This window comes from Blautia wexlerae (assembly GCF_013300825.1).
GTDB classification, from domain to species: Bacteria; Bacillota; Clostridia; order Lachnospirales; family Lachnospiraceae; genus Blautia_A; species Blautia_A wexlerae_B.
In genome coordinates this window covers 1-18371 of record NZ_JAAIMY010000048.1, presented here as the reverse complement: position 1 = coordinate 18371, position 18371 = coordinate 1, and the positions used below count along the sequence as shown (strand labels likewise).

At 39.1% G+C, this 18371-nt stretch carries 17 protein-coding genes; 15 read left to right on the top strand and 2 right to left on the bottom strand.

Annotated elements, in window-relative coordinates:
- The first annotated feature begins 73 nt into the window (after window positions 1–73).
- The 3 genes from G4417_RS17210 (at window position 74) to G4417_RS15465 (ending at window position 990) form a co-directional block, all read left to right on the top strand.
- Window positions 74–208 carry a hypothetical protein gene (locus G4417_RS17210; RefSeq protein ID WP_274603809.1) on the top strand — a complete coding sequence of 45 codons (135 nt, stop codon included), beginning with the start codon at window positions 74–76 and terminating at the stop codon, window positions 206–208.
- 142 nt (window positions 209–350) lie between these two features.
- Window positions 351–701 (top strand): type II toxin-antitoxin system RelE/ParE family toxin, encoded by a 351-nt coding sequence (locus tag G4417_RS15470; protein ID WP_173684123.1) that lies wholly within the window; start codon window positions 351–353, stop codon window positions 699–701.
- Window positions 688–990 carry a helix-turn-helix domain-containing protein gene (locus G4417_RS15465; RefSeq protein ID WP_202048547.1) on the top strand — a complete coding sequence of 101 codons (303 nt, stop codon included), beginning with the start codon at window positions 688–690 and terminating at the stop codon, window positions 988–990. The genes G4417_RS15470 and G4417_RS15465 overlap by 14 nt, the downstream gene beginning before the upstream one ends.
- Window positions 991–1369: 379 nt before the next feature.
- Here the strand turns inward: G4417_RS15465 and vapC are convergent, their stop codons facing one another.
- Window positions 1370–1774, bottom strand: coding sequence for a type II toxin-antitoxin system tRNA(fMet)-specific endonuclease VapC (gene vapC / locus G4417_RS15460; RefSeq protein ID WP_173684121.1), 405 nt, complete (start codon window positions 1772–1774; stop codon window positions 1370–1372).
- Entirely contained in the window at window positions 1771–2001 is a 231-nt protein-coding gene (vapB, locus tag G4417_RS15455) for a type II toxin-antitoxin system antitoxin VapB (RefSeq protein ID WP_173684120.1), read from the bottom strand. Before vapB ends, vapC begins: the two co-directional genes overlap by 4 nt.
- A 357-nt stretch (window positions 2002–2358) precedes the next feature.
- Here vapB and G4417_RS15450 point away from each other — a divergent pair, with 357 nt between their 5' ends.
- The 12 genes from G4417_RS15450 (at window position 2359) to G4417_RS15395 (ending at window position 18322) form a co-directional block, all read left to right on the top strand.
- Window positions 2359–3243, top strand: coding sequence for a hypothetical protein (locus tag G4417_RS15450; protein ID WP_173684119.1), 885 nt, complete (start codon window positions 2359–2361; stop codon window positions 3241–3243).
- A 5-nt stretch (window positions 3244–3248) separates the two neighbouring features.
- Entirely contained in the window at window positions 3249–3485 is a 237-nt protein-coding gene (locus G4417_RS15445) for a hypothetical protein (protein WP_173684118.1), read from the top strand.
- 222 nt (window positions 3486–3707) lie between these two features.
- A complete protein-coding gene (locus G4417_RS15440) occupies window positions 3708–4070 on the top strand; it encodes a helix-turn-helix domain-containing protein (RefSeq protein ID WP_173684117.1) in 363 nt (120 codons plus the stop codon).
- Window positions 4071–4480: 410 nt separating this feature from the next.
- Window positions 4481–5122: a hypothetical protein gene (locus tag G4417_RS15435; RefSeq protein ID WP_173684116.1), complete on the top strand. Its 642-nt coding sequence runs from the start codon at window positions 4481–4483 to the stop codon at window positions 5120–5122.
- 63 nt (window positions 5123–5185) lie between these two features.
- Window positions 5186–7906, top strand: a complete 2721-nt coding sequence (locus G4417_RS15430; RefSeq protein WP_173684115.1) for a P-loop NTPase fold protein — start codon at window positions 5186–5188, stop codon at window positions 7904–7906.
- Window positions 7907–7908: 2 nt separating this feature from the next.
- Window positions 7909–10464, top strand: coding sequence for a hypothetical protein (locus tag G4417_RS15425; protein WP_173684114.1), 2556 nt, complete (start codon window positions 7909–7911; stop codon window positions 10462–10464).
- A gap of 308 nt (window positions 10465–10772) precedes the next feature.
- Window positions 10773–11105, top strand: a complete 333-nt coding sequence (locus G4417_RS15420; RefSeq protein WP_173684113.1) for a helix-turn-helix domain-containing protein — start codon at window positions 10773–10775, stop codon at window positions 11103–11105.
- Window positions 11106–11244: 139 nt separating this feature from the next.
- Window positions 11245–12726: a polyphosphate:AMP phosphotransferase gene (pap, locus tag G4417_RS15415; RefSeq protein ID WP_173684112.1), complete on the top strand. Its 1482-nt coding sequence runs from the start codon at window positions 11245–11247 to the stop codon at window positions 12724–12726.
- Window positions 12727–12902: 176 nt separating this feature from the next.
- On the top strand, window positions 12903–14696 hold the full coding sequence (locus G4417_RS15410) for an AAA family ATPase (RefSeq protein ID WP_173684111.1): 1794 nt from the start codon (window positions 12903–12905) through the stop codon (window positions 14694–14696).
- A gap of 669 nt (window positions 14697–15365) precedes the next feature.
- The gene (locus G4417_RS15405; RefSeq protein ID WP_173684110.1) at window positions 15366–16517 is read left to right on the top strand and encodes a tyrosine-type recombinase/integrase; all 1152 of its coding nucleotides are present in this window, start codon (window positions 15366–15368) and stop codon (window positions 16515–16517) included.
- Between the two features lie 107 nt (window positions 16518–16624).
- A complete protein-coding gene (locus tag G4417_RS15400) occupies window positions 16625–17137 on the top strand; it encodes a hypothetical protein (RefSeq protein WP_173684109.1) in 513 nt (170 codons plus the stop codon).
- A gap of 159 nt (window positions 17138–17296) precedes the next feature.
- On the top strand, window positions 17297–18322 hold the full coding sequence (locus G4417_RS15395) for a nucleoside-diphosphate sugar epimerase/dehydratase (RefSeq protein ID WP_173684108.1): 1026 nt from the start codon (window positions 17297–17299) through the stop codon (window positions 18320–18322).
- Window positions 18323–18371: the final 49 nt, after the last annotated feature.

The window sequence follows — 18371 nt, the reverse complement described above, 5'->3', positions numbered from 1 at the left end:
GAATGCACTTGGAAAACATATTGAAATAAAAATCTGTGATGACTGACAGATTTTTGTTTTAGGATAATCATAAATGATAGTATTATTGAAAATAGCAAAGCGAAATGGAGGGAGAAAGATCGCAAGAAAATTAAGGGACTGGTATCCGGGAGCAATTTACCACATCATGTACAGAGGAGTGAGAAGAAAACCAATGCGTATTGTCTGATGACAAACCATGTCCATCTGCTGCTTGAAACAGGCGATATAGAAATCGGGAAGTTTATGATTATATGAAAAAGTGTTTGGAATCATCTTGACAATATGTCGAATACGACATATTATAATTATAAAGAGGAAGGAGCATACTAATGTACGAGATCATTTTATATGATACAGAAGATGGAAGATGCCCTGTGCAGGAATTATTGGATTCTCTGGAGCCTAAGTTGCTGGCAAAAACATTGCGGACAATTGATTTGCTGGAAATGAACGGTCCATTGCTTCGTGAGCCATATTCAAAACCATTGGAGAATGGAATATTTGAGCTTCGTACCAAGCAGGGATCAGATATTACAAGAGTACTGTATTTCTTTATTGTAGGCAAGAAGGCAGTGCTGACCAATGGATTTATAAAAAAATCGCAGAAGACACCAAAGGCAGAAAAAGAACTGGCAAAGAAGTATAAAGCAGATTATGAACGGAGGTATGGCGATGAGTAGCTATAAGGATTATAAAAAAAGAGCGTTGCAGAATCCGAAAGTCAAGGCAGAATATGATGCACTGCAACCGGAATATGACATTATCCAGGCGATGATTGACGCAAGAGTGCAGCAGAATATGACACAGAAAGATTTATCAGCTAAAACCGGAATTACGCAGGCAGATATAAGCCGGATTGAGAACGGAACAAGAAATCCCAGCCTGAGTATGGTGAAAAAACTTGCACAGGGATTAGGGATGCAATTAAAGTTGGAATTTGTTCCGATGTCAACAAAAAATAAAATGTAAAGAGTATGAGAAAACAGGAACCGCGGGAATTTTCATCTGCGGTTTTTCTCGTGTTGTTGGTGTCAGATGCTATGAGGTATACTCGATTTAGGCGAAAAAAACTGGAAGTTCACAAATCCAGACATCGTGGTCAGACCGTGCGTCCAGCTAAGGGTATATAGGGCAGTTTAATACCGATACAGGATGAGCATGAACAGTCACTGAAAAATAACAGCCTATAACCCTTTTTCATTTTCAATTTGCTGTTCCGGAATATGACTCTTTTCAAGAATCATATTAATATTGGCAGACGCGGTACGAAGTTCCCTTTCATAATCCCGGCAGGCATGAAAAAAGCACCTATCAGATTTTATACTGACAGATGCTTTCTTTCATGCACTTATTCTTTTGTCCAATCTTCAACTTCTAAGTCATCAACCCGGAAGAACTCTCTGGTATTATTTGTCACAAGAATCAACCCTTCTGATCTCGCATGACCGGCAATCAACATATCCATTGGACCAATTGGTGTTCCTTTTCGTTCAAGGTCTGCACGAACCTTTCCGTATTCTTCTGCTGCATAATTGTCAAACGGAAGGATAGAAATAGACGACAAGAACAGTGTAATTGCTACACGGTTGCGTTCCACTGCCTGACTCTTTTCCACTCCGTGCATCAGTTCTCCATAAGTAATGGATGAGATACACATATCGTCTGGATCATGCTTCAGAAAATTTTTTATGACTTCGGGTGGCTTATGCTTAATTGCATAGATACAAATGTTAGTGTCTAGCATATACTTCATAGCGCTTCACGCTCCTGTACCGCAGGCTGTTCTCTGCCATCGTTCATGAAGTCATCCGAGAACAGTTCCAAGCTGTTCAGGAAACCAGACCACTTGTTTTCCTTCGGCATCAGAATAACAATATCACCGATCTTATTAATTGCCACCTCATCACCATTGAAGCGACATTCCTTCGGAAGTCGAACCGCCTGGCTCCGACCATTTTCAAATAACTTTGCAGTCATCATAGTAATGCACCTCCTTATATTGTTAGTATATATCGCGATATATACCTTGTCAAGTTATTCTCTGCGCTTTTTTAGGACAATAAGCGGGAATCCTCGGCAATTCAATTACCAAGATGAAATCGCAGGATTGTGCATATCTGCACATTGAAATAATTGATAATATAATAATCTCCCTCTTGAATAATTGTTCTTATATACGAAGAACAACAGTTTGTGAACTTCTGTTCCTTTTTATTATGATGTAGCATCAGCGGGTACGGAAAAACGCAATAGAAAGCAATAAAACAATAATCGTTGCGTGATATTGACAAATATGCAAAATGGTGATAGTATACTAACAGAGGAGGTGCAGCACCGATGGGAAGAAAGAAAATCACAAATCTGTTCCCGGACTATATAAGAACCGGGAATGCAGACCATGCAGAATTGAGCCATCTTGTTCTTCTTGCAAAGGGAGGACGGTCGATGAATGATTTTGCAAAAGACTGCGAGGTCAATACATCGACGATATCTCGTATTATTAATATGAAGAACGCAACGGCCTGTTCGGATGAGGTTCTGATATCGATATCCAAAGCAGCAGATCCGTCCAGCGGAGTGACGCTTGATAAGCTGCTGGCTGCAAACGGGATGGTAAAGATGGTTCCAACAACAGAAGAAGGTGCTGTTGTTTCACCGATACAAATTACATATAGTGTTGCAGATGATAAGACACCGAAGCGATTTTTGGAATATGCTTCTGCGCTTGGAGACACCTTTAAGAGTATGGAGACCAGATATGCGGAAGGAAGCAGGGAAACGCTTCAGAACGCGCTTTTATTGGCGGGCTATTCTGTTGAACTGCTCGGCCATGAGAAGATAATCTGGCCAAGAAACAAACAGTTTTATGCGGATTTTGCCATCTGGACGAATGCACTGCAGGATGAAGGAATCGATATGTGGCTGTTTGACTGTAAATCCTATACTACCGGGATCGGGCGGGGAACAATCAGCAGCATGAACCGTCTGTTCGGAATGGCCTATCTGGATAGTCCTCGTGAACATGGAATTAAAGTTTCCATTGTGGTGAATCATTCTCTTATGATTGAACAGGCAAGAGAGTGTTTTGCTGGATATAAGATCAGAGATTTCTTTTCTTTTATTCTGGTAGATCCATTGGAGCGTAAAGTATTGGACGAATTTTGTATTCCACGTATTGATGGAACGGAAAAGTCCGTGTTTAAAACAAAAGACAGGAGATGAGCATATTGATTTCAGAGTATGGAAGTAGCAGATGCAGAGAGAAAAAAGAGCCGTTCAGAAATTACGTGGGAGCGCATGGGAATGCTTCCTGCGGTGTTATCGCAAGTACAGGGAATGATGATGCACTTATCATGAAGGCAATTCGGGAGATAACAGGCAGAGGAAATGACGCTGAAGTAAGGATGCGTGGAAATGGAAAGCTGGCTGTTTACGAGGTGAAAAAGAGTATATCCATCGGGTGATTGGATTCGATGAAGGGCTGATAGGAGCCGAGGATTGTGGTTATATAACCATGGTCCTCGGCTCCTTTTGTCGTTTATGGGAGACGTGGCACTGATAAATGCAAGAGGGGAAATAAAAAAAGCAAAATTAATGAGTTACCCCCATTGTGCGAGAACGCCTAGAACAGTTAAAACAAAGGTTAACATAATAATTCATTAAAAGCGAGGAAGGAGGTGATCTTGTTGGCAGAAGTTTGGAAGCCTGATCAGGAAATCATTGGTGAAAACATCAGGAAAGCGCGAAAGGCGGCATATCTGACTCAGGAACAGCTGGCTGAGGAGATGGGAGGAAGCTGCAGCAACAAGGTCATTTCCCGATATGAAAAAGGTGAGGTGGAGATGGGAGTTCAAACCCTCATCGACATAGCAGAAAATTTAGAAGTTCCGGTTGATTCATTGATGCCGGAGCGGGTGCAGGTACATACAAAGTTGGAAGATGACGAGATGGGTAAGTTGTTTTCAACACTGAATATAGAAAATAAAGAGATGCTTTTGAAGATTGCTCGTATGATGGCACAGAATGAAAAACTGAAGATGGCAATCTGATATCTACACGGTCGAAGAAGATGACGGTGTGGATTTTTTTGCCCATTTTGGAAATCTTGGCAGAAAGATCTACAAATATGTAGATTTTTGAGAGTCGGATTCCTATTTGCAGGGAAGGTGGAGTTCTGGCAATCTTGTTATCATATAGTCAGTTCAAGGGACCAGCCCACAGCCTATAAGGCAGACAGACAGTGCCCTGAAAATAGTGTAGATATTTCCCAGCTCCAGTATGTGAGAATGCAAGTATGATTTTGTGATCATGGTGAAGGGATGAGGGGATTTGTCAGGCTGGTGATTTTGGGATTGTTGCTTTTTCAGGAAGTTCACGTTGCAATTCTGGTATTTGGGACGTATAATAACAATAAAGAAAAAATACATTTCTAAAAAGTATCAAAAAGGAGGAAAAGAAAATGGCATTGATGAATGATGTATACAGCTATATAGAAAACAATTACCGACCGAATGAACCCATCTTTTTGTCAGAATTAAATATCCCCGCTATGAAAGCGGTATCAGTTCGCCAGCAGATGAAGAAACTGACAGAAGCCAGGCTGCTAAAACGCTTCGATACGGGAATATACTATATTCCAAAGAAATCTATGTTTCGCTCAGGCTCAACTCTGTCAGTTGATGAAGTTATCAGAAAAAAGTATCTGGCAGATGGAGAAAACTGCTGTGGTTATGTTGGAGGAATTCTTTTTGCAAATCAACTAGGTTTGACGACTCAGGTTCCAGAGGTATATGAGATTTATACGAACAAAGCTACAACGGAATACCGAGAAACTCAGCTTGCAAACCTGCGTGTGATTTTACGGAAGCCATACTGTGAAATAGATGAGAGAAATGCGGCAACACTTCAGTTCCTCGATTTATTAAAGGAGATTGTGGATATTTCGGAAGTGGATGGAAAAGAACTGACAAACTGTCTAATTAGCTATATGAAAAAGAAAAGTATCAGATTTGAAAATATGAGACAATTTTTGCCGTACTACCCTGAGAGAATTTATAAAAATATGTATGAGGTGGGATTACTGAATGGCGTATCTGCATGAGAATAGAGAAGAATTTAATAAAAATATGTAGTATTTGACACTACCATACGAGGAGGAGTCCATATGAAAGATGTAAGACTTTTAACAATTATTCGGGGAGAGGAATTTAAGTTAAGTCTAAAGGAAGAAATTCAGGAAAATGATATTTTTTATGAGCAGTATATGAATGCAGCAGGTATGCTGGATGATATTGTTGCGGTTGATGAAGACGAAAAAAAGGCTGAATGGAGAAAAGTGGAGACGGAAAATAATATCATTGCATTTTGTGGGGAACGTGGTGTTGGAAAAAGCAGTGCGATGATGACTTTTATTAATAGTCTTTCTAAAAAGAATGATTGGAATATGAATCCGATTTTCAGAGACTGTGAAAATGTAAAATGCACTATCTTTTCAAAGCCAATCATTATCGATCCGTCTACTTTTGATGATATACATAATATTCTAGAAGTGATTGTAGCCAATCTTTATAGAGAATTCCATACAAAATATAAAGAAAATCCAGAGAGTTTTGATATTTATAAACGGGAAGAATTATTAGAAATGTTTCAGAAAGTATACCGAATTATATCCTTGATTAATAATCCAAGAAAAATGTTGGAAGAAGAGTTTGATGGTGAATCTAATATTGAGAATCTTTCCAGAATGGGAGAAAGTACTGCTTTAAAAAGAGAATTGAAATTTCTTATAAAGACTTATCTGGAATTTATGGTTAGTAAGAATGGAACGAAAAAACTGTTGATAGCCATTGATGATTTGGATCTTTGCAATGCAAACGCATATAAAATGGCAGAGCAAATACGTAAATATTTAATTATACCAGATGTGGTGATCATTATGGCATTAAAAATAGAACAATTGCAGATGTGTGTGCAGGAAGAAAACTTTAAAAATTACAGTAATATCCTGCGTGGTGGGGAAAAGCCCTCGGAATTTTATGAAGAAGTAAGAAATATGGCAGAAAAGTATATTACAAAATTGATTCCACGTTCCAGAAGAATTCATTTGCCAGATGTTCGATATCTTATGAATACACATATTCAATACCAGAACAGAAATGGTGGCCTCATTTATGAGAATCATATTTATAATTCATTAAGTGCTTCTTTGCTGGATATGATTTATGCAAAAACTGGAATGCGTTTTCTTTTGAAACAAAATGGTACCAGTTGGCTTCAGGCAGATAACCTGAGAGATATGGTAAATATGATTGTTTTGCTTGGAAATATGCAAAACCCAATTGACGATCAGGGTTATTATGATAACATTGAAATATTTGCGGAATATATTGAAAAGGAATGGATTCCACAAAACTATGAAGCTGTGGAAGTTCAGGAATTGCAGTCTCTTTTAAAAATGCCCTATTTTCAGATGAATTCAGAGACTATATATTTATTACAGAATCGTTATGTGAACACGGAACAGAAACATTCTTTGCCGACAACTGAGTATCATTTGGAAAACTCTTACTGTTTCTTTTGGATACGGAAGTGGTTAGACGATTACAGGCATAGTGTCTATGGGAGAAATGCAGAAAAGTTTGCATATGTTTTTAATATTTTATACACCATTCGATTGAGCGAAATACGTAGAGGAAAAAGATATGAGGACCTTAGTAATGCACTCGGAGGATACGTGTGGGGAACAGAGTTTGATATTATGTTTTCAAATGCAAAAATTGATTCATATTTTTTAAATCGTTCCAGATTTTGTCTGCCTACTCATCAGATATATAATACTATAGCAGCCAGAGTCGGGCTGGAGTTTGGGGTGGAAAATGAAGTACTGAAAATGCATGGGATGTCTGTGTCCAAAATACAGGAAAAAGATCAGCAAAAAGAATACAAGATTCTTACATGGTTTTTATTAGGCTTACTTTCTAATATGTATTGGACTGAAAACAGACCATCAGGATCTTTCGATGTATTAGTATATTCCTCGGAAACTGTTATTTTTCCGAATTATGTTTTAATGAAAAATCAGCAGATATGTATAGAAAATTATATTATTGGACTCTGCAATCCTGCCATGATGTACACGAAGATAAATATGGATATGCTGGGAATTACGTGGAACGAATATAATAATCTTCTCATGAAAATTTGGCGCGAAAATACTGAAAAAATTGAAGCTTTTCAAACTATTTTTACCAATATGGATTTGATCCATGAGTTTTATGATTATTGTTATCGTCATCGAGAAACAAAAGAAGGCGGAGAAAAAGATGAACATGGTAAAACCAGAGCTGTTGTGGACAGATTTTTTCGCAATGCAGAACATTTTTTGAGAGAATACTTAGATATTTCTTCAGATGGAAAATTAAATGAATTGATAGTGGAAAACCTGGAAGGAGAAAAAAGAATAATCAATATCAGCGAATTGTATGCTGATATTTTTGATAAATTTGCAGATTCAATAAAAGAAGAGAAGAAAAATCAATATGAATCAGAAGGTAAGAGAAATCAGATATTGCAAGATTTGAGTAAGCAGTTGCATTCCGCTGTTTCCTATGAAACAGTAGAAATGCCAGTGTCAACTTATCTGATTAAGCGGTCAGCGCAGAATGTAAAGAAGAACTTGGACAATCTGGTATACAATATCAGAAGATATTTTGGAAAGCCTCATGAGAATCAAGAAATGCCAGTTCTCGATACTCAAAGGTTGATTCAGTATTACGGCGAAATACTGGATATTTATCTTAAAGATCCTAACGAAGTGGTGTCAAAAGAACTTAGCGAGGAATATAAAGAAATTGTTCGTCGGTATACAGAACTGATTAAGGAGTAGCTATGGATATAGAACGCGGAAATATAGAAATCCTTTTTCAAAAAATTCCTTATATGTATGTGATTCAGAAAGATGATTCCTTTCATAGATGCTGTGCTTATAATAAAATTGCAGAAAATCTGTATATGCGGTATGCAGTAGATGTATTTCCGCATGCTACAGATGATGAAAGAAGAAATAGTTATAGATATATGTGTGAACAGATGCAGTGGGAAGAGGGAAAAGAAGGAAATGTTTTTTATCTGGTATTTGATTTTGCTAAACGAATATTGCGCTTGGATGGAGAAGAAGTCGAATGTAGGTTTGACCAATTGCTTCGATGGAGAGAAATTTCGTTGAAAGTCGGGCAGGATTTTTTTACCTGTGCATTTCTTGCTCAAAAGGATTGGGAAAACGGTGTCAAAACCCAGAAATTCAGTTGGCTTCCAATTATCAGAAGTGATAATATTAGGCTTCATAACATTCTGGAAAGGGGTGTGGCAGAGAATCACTTTCATTTAAATGGCTCTACCAAAATATTTGAACTGAACTGGCTGTGCGTCATGAACCATATTTCAGGAAGAACAAAAGACTTCAAACGGATTAAAAGAACTATGCAGAGACAGTCAGGAGATAGTTTTGATCATTTTGGAGAAAAGGAAAAATTTTATACAGAGTGTCAAAGAGCTGCTTTATATAGAATTTATCTGTTTTCTTGTCTGAAAAGGGACGAATATTTGATAAAAAGAATAGAAAAACTGATTCGACTGCTACCAAAGGGGACAGAATCAAAGAATAGGGCAGAGACAGAACTTCTAGTATTGACTCCGGAACTACAGGATTTGATTATTGTTGCTGGAAATATTTATGGTGCAGTGATAAATGGTGATGTACTGGACTATGCTCTCGAAAAAGATATGATGCAGTATAATGATAATGTATGTAGATTGCTGGCAGGAGAAAGAAAATTCCTTTATGAGTGTTACAGAAGTATATTAGCTAATATTTTTACAGATGAACAGAAAAATATATTTTATGCATATCTGCTTATAAGAACCGATTTCAGGGGAGAAATTATCCAAAATAACGACAAAATCGGATTCGCAAATTTCTCAGACTATCAAGATCGAAAAGAATATTTTATAGACGGACATAAGGCTTATGAAGACGAACTTGTGCGGTTGGCGCTAAATGAAACTTTGATAAAGAAAAATATGATTTCCCTTGAAGCAAGAATCTGCCCAAAGGATACTTCAGCGAAATTATATGGTAGCTTGAAAAATTATGAGAAGTTGGTAAAAAAAGGAACATCTGAAGATGCATATGAAAAATTGATTTATGTATTTCATTTTCCAAAGTTGAAAGATAATGGATTTTTAGAAGGAAGACCAAGAAATAATAATGTTCGTAAGAAATCAAGAAAACAGGCCAGAAGTATAGTAGCGATGCTGGAAAAGAAAAGAGAAATAAATTGCCATGTTAGAGGTATTGACGCATGTTCCAGTGAAATTGCCTGTAGACCGGAAGTATTTAGTCAGGTGTTTCGTTATTTATCTGATATAAGAATTGTTTCTGAAAATATTTTCAATCAAACGGTAAATTCGAAAAAAATGCCGAAAAATCTTCGTATTACCTATCATGTAGGGGAAGATTTCCTTGATCTTGTAGATGGCTTACGTGCAATCGACGAAACAATATTATTCTGCAATCTGAACAGAGGTGATCGTTTAGGACATGCTTTGGCTTTGGGAATTGAACCTCAGAACTATTATTGTATGAAAGGCAGTAAAGTGATTATTGCCAAACAGGTTCTTCTCGATGATATTGTGTGGATGTATTGTAAAGCAAATGAATTGGGATGTCATATAGAAGAAAAGCTGAAAACAGAACTGATAGAAACATATTATCAGCTGTATAAAGAAATATATGAAAATAATATACGTGAGGAAGTTTGCCCTTCTGTTCATGAATATTATCAGAGTTGGAAATTAAGAGGAGATAATCCGGAGATTTATAAATTGAATGAGGCGCGGTTTAAAAAAGCTATTGTGAGAACAGAACTGTTGAGGTTTGACCGTTATCAACTAAATCCGCGGATCAGTAATGAAGTGCGTAGAAACAGAAAGTATTGTAGACTGTATGAATTGTATCACTATAATGAGATAGTCAGAAAAGAAGGAGATAAGATTATAGAATTTAAAATACATAAGGAGTATATCGATTTGGTACGTCAGATTCAGGAGCAAATGATTCAGGAGCTTGCCTGCAAAGGGATTGGAATAGAAACCAATCCGTCTTCTAATTATCTGATTGGTACAATAAAGAAATATGAGGAACATCCCATATTGCGCTTTAATTCGCGTAAACTGAAGCAGACAAATGGAAAAAACCATCTCAGTGTATCCATCAATACAGATGATCAGGGGGTATTTGATACACTTTTAGAAAATGAATATGGATTAATGGCTCTTGCATTGAAAAAAGCGACAGATAGGGAGCTGAATACTTTGTATGACATAGAAGATATTTATGAATGGATCGACTATGTGCGGAGTATGGGGATAAATCAGGTTTTTTAGTGACAATGGGGACAGAGATAGTGGCGCTTTTATTAGTGAATACCGTTCTTTTGAAAGAGGCTCAAGATTTGGAAGTCGAAGACTGGAAAAAATTACATAATTTTACGAAAAATGTTGAATAAAATTGAAAAACTGGTATAATGTAATACAAGAACAAAAGCAAACATCTTAAATCGTCGCATTGTCGCGTTTAAGGGGAGAAGTGGACAAAATTACCTTATATATTCACTTGAAACACAGTGAAATGGTAGCTTGTCCGCTTTTTTATATTTCAGAGATTTTTACAGATTTAAATGGAGGCCACTCTCATGTACACCCCCGATGAAGATTACCAACATATGCTTGACAAATTAAACGCAATCCGAAAACAAAAAAATATATCAAAGTATGCCCTGGCGAAAGCAACAGGAATGTCTACGTCCAGTATGAGCAATCTGTTAAACGGAAAAACGAAGCCGTATTTATATAACATGCTTCTGATCTGCAATGTGCTGCGGATCCCTCTTGGAGAATTGCTTGAGAAAGATAATTGTGAGAATGAGGAATGGCTCATAAGTGCATATCGGACCATGTCCCCGGAGAAACAAAGAATGCTGCAGATATATGCAGATATGTTATTACATTACGACAGAGAAATTTAAACTTTGCCTTCCTTAGAGCATGTTTGAAAAATCATTCCTACAGTCTACAGAAAGCCTTTTTCAAATATACTCTGGTACTTTACGCATAAATGGTTTCGTGTTATCATCATTTTATTAAGAATTCAAGGAGGACAAGTCGATGCTTACAACCTGGACCCCGGCGCATATGCCGGAAAAAGAAGAAATCAAAGAGAGACTGCAGACAGCCAGAAGCCAGCTCTATGATTTCCAGATGAAGATTAAAGAACATAAAATACCTGTGATCGTACTGTTCGAAGGCTGGGGTGCATCCGGCAAAGGAAGCACTATCGGAAAAGTCATCAAGAATATTGACCCGCGTTTCTTTAAGGTTGCCACCATGTCAACTCCCACAGCAGAAGACCTGCGGTATCCGTTCCTGTACCGATATTTCAGGCAGATCCCGGAAGCCGGCAAATTCACATTCCTGGATTCCGGCTGGATGGAGCAGACCTGCAGGGAAAGTCTGGAAGGCAGTCTGGCAGGAGAGGAATATACCAGACGGATCGACAGTATCCGCCGATTCGAACGCCAGCTCACAGACAATGGCTATCTGGTGCTGAAATTTTTCATGGAGATTGACCGGGATGAGCAGAAGAAACGTGAGAAGCTGCTTCTGGATCACAAAGACACCAGATGGCGTGTGGCAGATTTTGACAAATGGCAGAATGAACATTACAAAAAATGTGAAAAAGTATTCTCACGCTACATGAGTGACACTAACACATCCACAGCACCATGGTACATCATAGATGCCAGCGACAGAAAATGGGCGGAACTGCAGGTGCTGGAAACCATGGTCAGCAATATCGAGGTAGCCATGCAGAACCAGGCACATTCTGTCCCGATCCTTCAGAATGTATTCCCTCTGGAACAGATGCCCCGTCTGGCAGACATTGACCTGACAGATAAGACACTGGATGAAGAAGAGTACAAAGAAGAACTGAAGAAACTCCAGACCAGACTGGGGGAACTCCACAACAGGTTATACAGAAAACGGATTCCGGTCATCATCACCTATGAAGGCTGGGATGCAGCAGGAAAAGGCGGCAACATCAAACGTATTACGGAAGCTCTTGACCCCCGCGGTTATGAAGTACATCCTATTGCAAGCCCGGAACCCCACGAGAAGGCAAGACATTATCTGTGGCGTTTTTGGACAAGACTGCCTAAGGACGGTCATATTGCAATCTTTGACAGAACCTGGTACGGCAGAGTTATGGTAGAACGTCTTGAAGGCTTCTGTAGTGAGAATGACTGGAAACGTGCCTACAATGAAATGAATGAATTTGAAAAGGAACTCAAAGACTGGGGTGCAGTCATCATCAAATTCTGGGTGCAGATCGATAAAGCCACTCAGCTGGAACGTTTCCAGGACAGACAGAATAATCCCGAGAAACAATGGAAGATCACAGAGGAAGACTGGCGCAACAGAGAGAAGTGGGATGCCTACGAAGTAGCCGTAGACGAAATGCTCCAGAAGACCAGCACCTCTTTCGCCCCGTGGCATGTACTGGAATCCGTCGACAAAAAATACGCCCGTATCAAAGCGCTCAGGATCGTAATCGATGAGATTGAGAAAGCACTGAAAATAAACCTCTGATCGCCTGATTTATCCTATCCAAACCCTGCAGAAAAGATACCTAAAACCAATTTGAAGAAAATGGCTTGTTTTAATGAAAAGTTCAGAATAATAACGAAATCAAAAACGAAATAATAGTTGATGTGTTTCGTTCTGCGAGATATAATTGCGGCAGAATATTGTTTGGAGGTGCGGGTATGAACTACTTGACATGCGCAGATGTTGCTAGGACAAAGGGGATTAGTGTTCGCAGAATTCAGCAGATGTGTAAACAGGGAGAATTTCCGGGAGCGATAAAAGACGGACGTACATGGTTAATTCCGGCTGATACTGTTAAGAAACCTTTGCCCATAGGAGTTTCGGACTTTAAAGCGGCAACGGCAAATTATTATTATGTGGATAAGACATTGCTGATTCGCGACTTTCTGGATACAAAGCCGATGGTTTCTCTTTTTGCACGTCCACGTCGTTTTGGCAAAACATTAAATATGGACATGCTTCGGGTTTTTTTTGAAAAAACAGCGGAAGATACTTCTGTTTATTTTAAGGATAAGCGGATATGGCAATGCGGGGAATTTTATACTAAGCATCAGGGGCAGTATCCGGTCATTTTTTTAACATTTAAAGATGTAAAATGCTTAACCTGGGAAGAAACATTTCAGAAAATCAGCAGGCTGATTTCTCTGGAATTCATGAGGCACAATGAGTTGGAAACAAGTTCCGTTCTGAGTACCTATGAAAAAGAACAGTATCATCGGCTTGCCGGAGAAAATGCCAATGAGGTGGACTGTCAGATGGGGCTGCAGCTTCTTTCACTATTGCTGCATAAGCATTATGGGAAAGAGTGCATTATCATTATTGATGAATATGATACACCGATTCAGCAGGGGCATAACTGTGATTTCTATTCTGAAATTGTTAATTTCATGCGAAATTTTTTCTCAGGAGGTCTGAAAGATAATCCACATCTGGCTTTTGGATTCCTTACAGGAATTTTGCGTGTAGCGAAAGAAAGTATATTCAGTGGAATGAATAATCTGAAAATCAATTCGATTTTGGATGAAAACTATAGTGGGTATTTTGGCTTTACGACAGAAGAAGTAAAGGATATGCTATGCTATTATGGCAAAGAAGATAAGTTTCAGGAAATCTGTGAATGGTATGATGGTTATCGTTTTGGGGATACAGAGATATTTAATCCGTGGTCGGTAATTAACTATATTTCAGATAAGTGCTTTCCGAAAGCATTCTGGCAGTCCACTGGAAGTAATGATATTATTGGAGAAATCATCTCTGCTGCTACATCTGAAATTATGGAGGGATTATATAAACTTCTATGTGGGGAGAAAATCACGACTTACATCGATACCAGCGTGATTTATCCGGAAGTGCAGAGCAATCCGTATAGTATTTACAGCTTTTTGCTTGTGGCGGGATACTTGAAAGTTGTATCAGTCTATCCACAGCATGACGGAAATTTTATGTGTGATGTGGCAATTCCGAACAAAGAGATTTCGTTTGTGTATGAGAAGGAAGTTCTAAATAAAACAAACCAGAACAGTGTTTCTGTTTCTATAAATCAGGCGATTTTCTCAGGAGATGCAAAAAAGCTGCAGGCTCTGCTGGAAGATTTTATGCTGAGGAGTATTTCCTCTATGGATAGAGCCAACGAGGGATTTTATTATGGTATGATGTTGGGTTTATGTGCAGTCCTTGGAAATCGGTATCAGGTCAGATCCAACCGTGAATCTGGATTAGGACGTTTTGATATCCAGCTGATGCCTTTAACGGGAGGGATTCCGGGCTTTGTTTTTGAGTTCAAACATACAAGTGATGAGCATGTGGATTTGGAGGCGCTGGCAGACAGAGCGCTGCAACAAATCAATGAGAAAAAATATGACCCAGAACTGCGTGACGCGGGTATCAATTCAATTGTCAAAATCGGAATTGCCTTCAGGGGAAAAAATGCTGTAGTAAAGAGGGCATCTTAATGCAGAAAGCCTTTTTTCAAATACACTATAGTACTTTACGCGTAAACGGTTTCGTGTTATCATCATTTTATTAAGAATTATGCTAATACATCATTAAATATGGAATTGCCTGTTATAAGAAAAATTGTAAGGTAATTCTGAAATGAATGTTGCTTGAGAGATGGAATGCGTCGACAAAAAGTATGTCCGTATCAACCCTGCCGGTTTCAAACCGACAGGGTATTTTTTTGCCCATTTTCAGAACGAAAAATCTTGCAGGATAACAAAAAACCTGCTACAATAAGAACAATAAGTTCTTAAAACAAAAATACGAATAAATCAACACAAACGGGGAATAGTAATCATATGTTTATTCCTTTATTTTTTGCATAATAAAAGCCCATAGTGTTCTATTTAAAACCATAGAGTATCACACTCTGTGGGAAGCTTTTTCGAATTCGATAATTTTTAACTACGGATAATTTTACATAATATGACACATTTTGTCAATATTTATAAAGCAATCTGCTAAATTCTATGCTGTTTACCAAAGCATATTTGTATTATCATTCGTTTTTATGAAAGTTTTAATGAGGTTCATCCTTTAATTCGCCATATAGGGCTAAATGGCTTAGCTCATTCACCGTAAACAAAACCGTCACACGGAAATTGAAAGGAGAACCAGAAATTATGCCACGAAAAGGTGAAAACATTTACAAACGAAAAGATGGACGCTGGGAAGGAAGATATATTAAAGCACGATCACAGACCGGGAAAGCTGTTTATGGATATGTATATGCTCCCACCTATAAGGAAGCAAAAAGAAAGCGCAGTCAGGCTATTCTTAATATAGAAGCGAACCCGACTGTTCCCCACAAAGCCCCCGAAAATACAATACCACCATGTTTTATCAGAAAACTGGCAGATGACTGGATGAATTCCATACAGTCTCAGATCAAGAAATCCTCTTATGTCAAATACTACAACATACTTCATTCTTATATTCTTCCGGAATTTGATAATGTTCCATTAAGTGAACTCACTTCATCCCGGATTCAGAAATTCTGTGATGACCTTCTTACCCATGGCAGTTCATCCGGAGAGGGACTCTCACCAAAGACGGTTCTGGACATTCTGTCTCTGATGAGAAGTCTGCTCAGATATGCCCTGATTCAGGGATATCAGCCGCCAAGTACCGGAAAGGAGATTATCATCCGCCAGACTGCACCGGATACAGTCGTGATTCCACGTTCCTCACAGGAAATTCTCTGTCGATATCTTTATGCTAATATGTCAGAACGCAATCTTGGGATTTTGTTATGTCTTTTTACAGGAATGCGTGTAGGCGAGATCTGTGCACTGAAATGGGAAGATTTTTCATTTCAGGAAAAATCTGTTCATGTCCATAACACAATGCAGCGGCTGCAGATTCCGGATTCTACTGCACAGAAAACCCGTATCATGGTCACATCACCCAAAAGCAAATGTTCTATCCGTACAATTCCAATTCCAGACAGTCTGATCCAGCTCATTCAGAAGGAATTTCCCAACAGACAGGGATATGTCCTTGCCGCTGTAAATGAAAAATACATCGAACCCCGCACCATGCAGAAATATTTCCATTATGTACAGAAACAGTGTGGTCTGGTTCCTGTGAATTTCCATGCACTGAGGCACACATTTGCCACACGCTGTATTGAACTCGGCTTTGATGTCAAGAGCCTGAGCGAGATTCTTGGACACGCCACTGTAAACATCACCCTGAACCGATACGTACATCCCTCCATGGAACTCAAACAACAAAATATGCAAAAGCTTTCCAGCCTTTTAGCAGTCATATAATCTGGTCAAAAACCCCGAAGCTCCTGTAATAACATGAGTTTCGGGGTTTTTGACTCCCAGAGTGTGATACTCTGCGGCTTCAGTTGGAAAATGAGGTGACCTCCGCCATGTTATTTGTGTACGAATGTACGGGAAATATTATCACAGACTTTAAGAAATTTTACGACACCCAATTGTCAGAACAGGATAAGAAAAAAATTTTCATCCCCACCTATGACTGCATGAAAAGATACCAGGGTTCCTGGCATGTAGAGCAGAAACCACTGTTTACAGACTGCTTCTTCATAGAATGCAGGGACAAAGAGGAACTGAAAACCACACTGAGCAGACAGCACTGCTCAGACTCTCTGGCAGAAGCTGTCATGTCCGGCATAACACCCTTACGTCCGGAACAGGAAGAATTCCTGAAAGCACTGATGCAGCCGGATACAAAGACAATCTCAATGTCAACAGGCTATATTAAAGACGGCACAACCCATGTGACACAGGGACCCCTTCAGGGAAGAGAGAAATTTATCCGCAGAATTGACAGACATAAACGCCTTGCGTGGCTGGTACTCCCGGCGGGAGATGGACAGCAGGAACTGCGCACAGGTCTGGAAATTATTTCAAAAGGGTGATGCACAAATATGAAGATGAGAAAGAGAAATATGACAACAGATACAAGATCATGTAAGCCGGGGAGAAAACCGTGGCTTATTCAGTCTGTCTGAGAGAAAGACAAAAACATTTGTCTGAAATTACAAAAAAGGAATTAAAGAAGGAATCAGGAGAAGAAAATGAGCAAAAGCACTACTGACACTAAGAAAAAACTTGAACACTGGGAACTGGTCACTCTGTTGCTGATGGTATATGACTTTATAGCAATTCTGGTATCTTACCTTGCCGCACTGTGGATCCGCTTTGACTGCAGATTCGACGGCATCCAGAAAGAGTACCTGCAGACCTATTTCCGCACAATATGGATCCATGCAATATTCTGCATAGTAGTATTCTGGTTCCTGCGCCTGTACAAAAGCATCTGGAGATTCGCAAGCTACACGGAACTGATCCGTGTGATCATCGGAACAGCGATCACAGGCGTGATCTACTTTGTCATCGTAACTTTCTGCGTATACAGGATGCCGGTTTCCTACTACCTGTTCGGTATTATCATTCAGTTCTGTCTGACACTGGGAATCCGGTTTGCATACCGTTTCATCCTGCTTCTGAGAGGAAGGAAAAACGAAAATGCTCCTTATGAAAAAAGAGTCATGCTGATCGGCGCCGGAAGTGCAGGACAGATGATATTCCGCGATATCAAACATGCCAAGGAAACCAGCGAAAAAGTATACTGCTTCATTGATGACAATGAGAATAAATGGGGCAGATACATTGATGACGTTCCGGTATTCGGCGGCAGAGAGCACATCATGGAAGCAGTTGCCAAATTTGGGATCGAGAAGATCTATGTGGCGATCCCAAGCGCAAAGCCGGAGGACAAAAGAGAAATCCTCAGGATCTGCAATGAAACAAACTGTGAGCTGATGAACCTTCCGGGAATGTACCAGCTCTACACAGGCGAAGTAACCATAAACAAAATGAAACCGGTCCAGATTGAAGACCTCCTCGGCAGAGATCCCATCAGGACAGACATGGACGAGGTTTACAGATACATCACAGGAAAAGTAGTTCTGGTCACAGGCGTGGGCTCCATCGGCTCCGAGCTTGCCAGACAGATCGCAGCACACAATCCGAAACACCTGATCTTATTTGATATTTATGAAAACAACGCCTATGACATCCAGCAGGAACTGAGAGCTTGAATGAAAAAGTAAATTCTACATTCTAATATACCTTGATTTTATGCGGGAT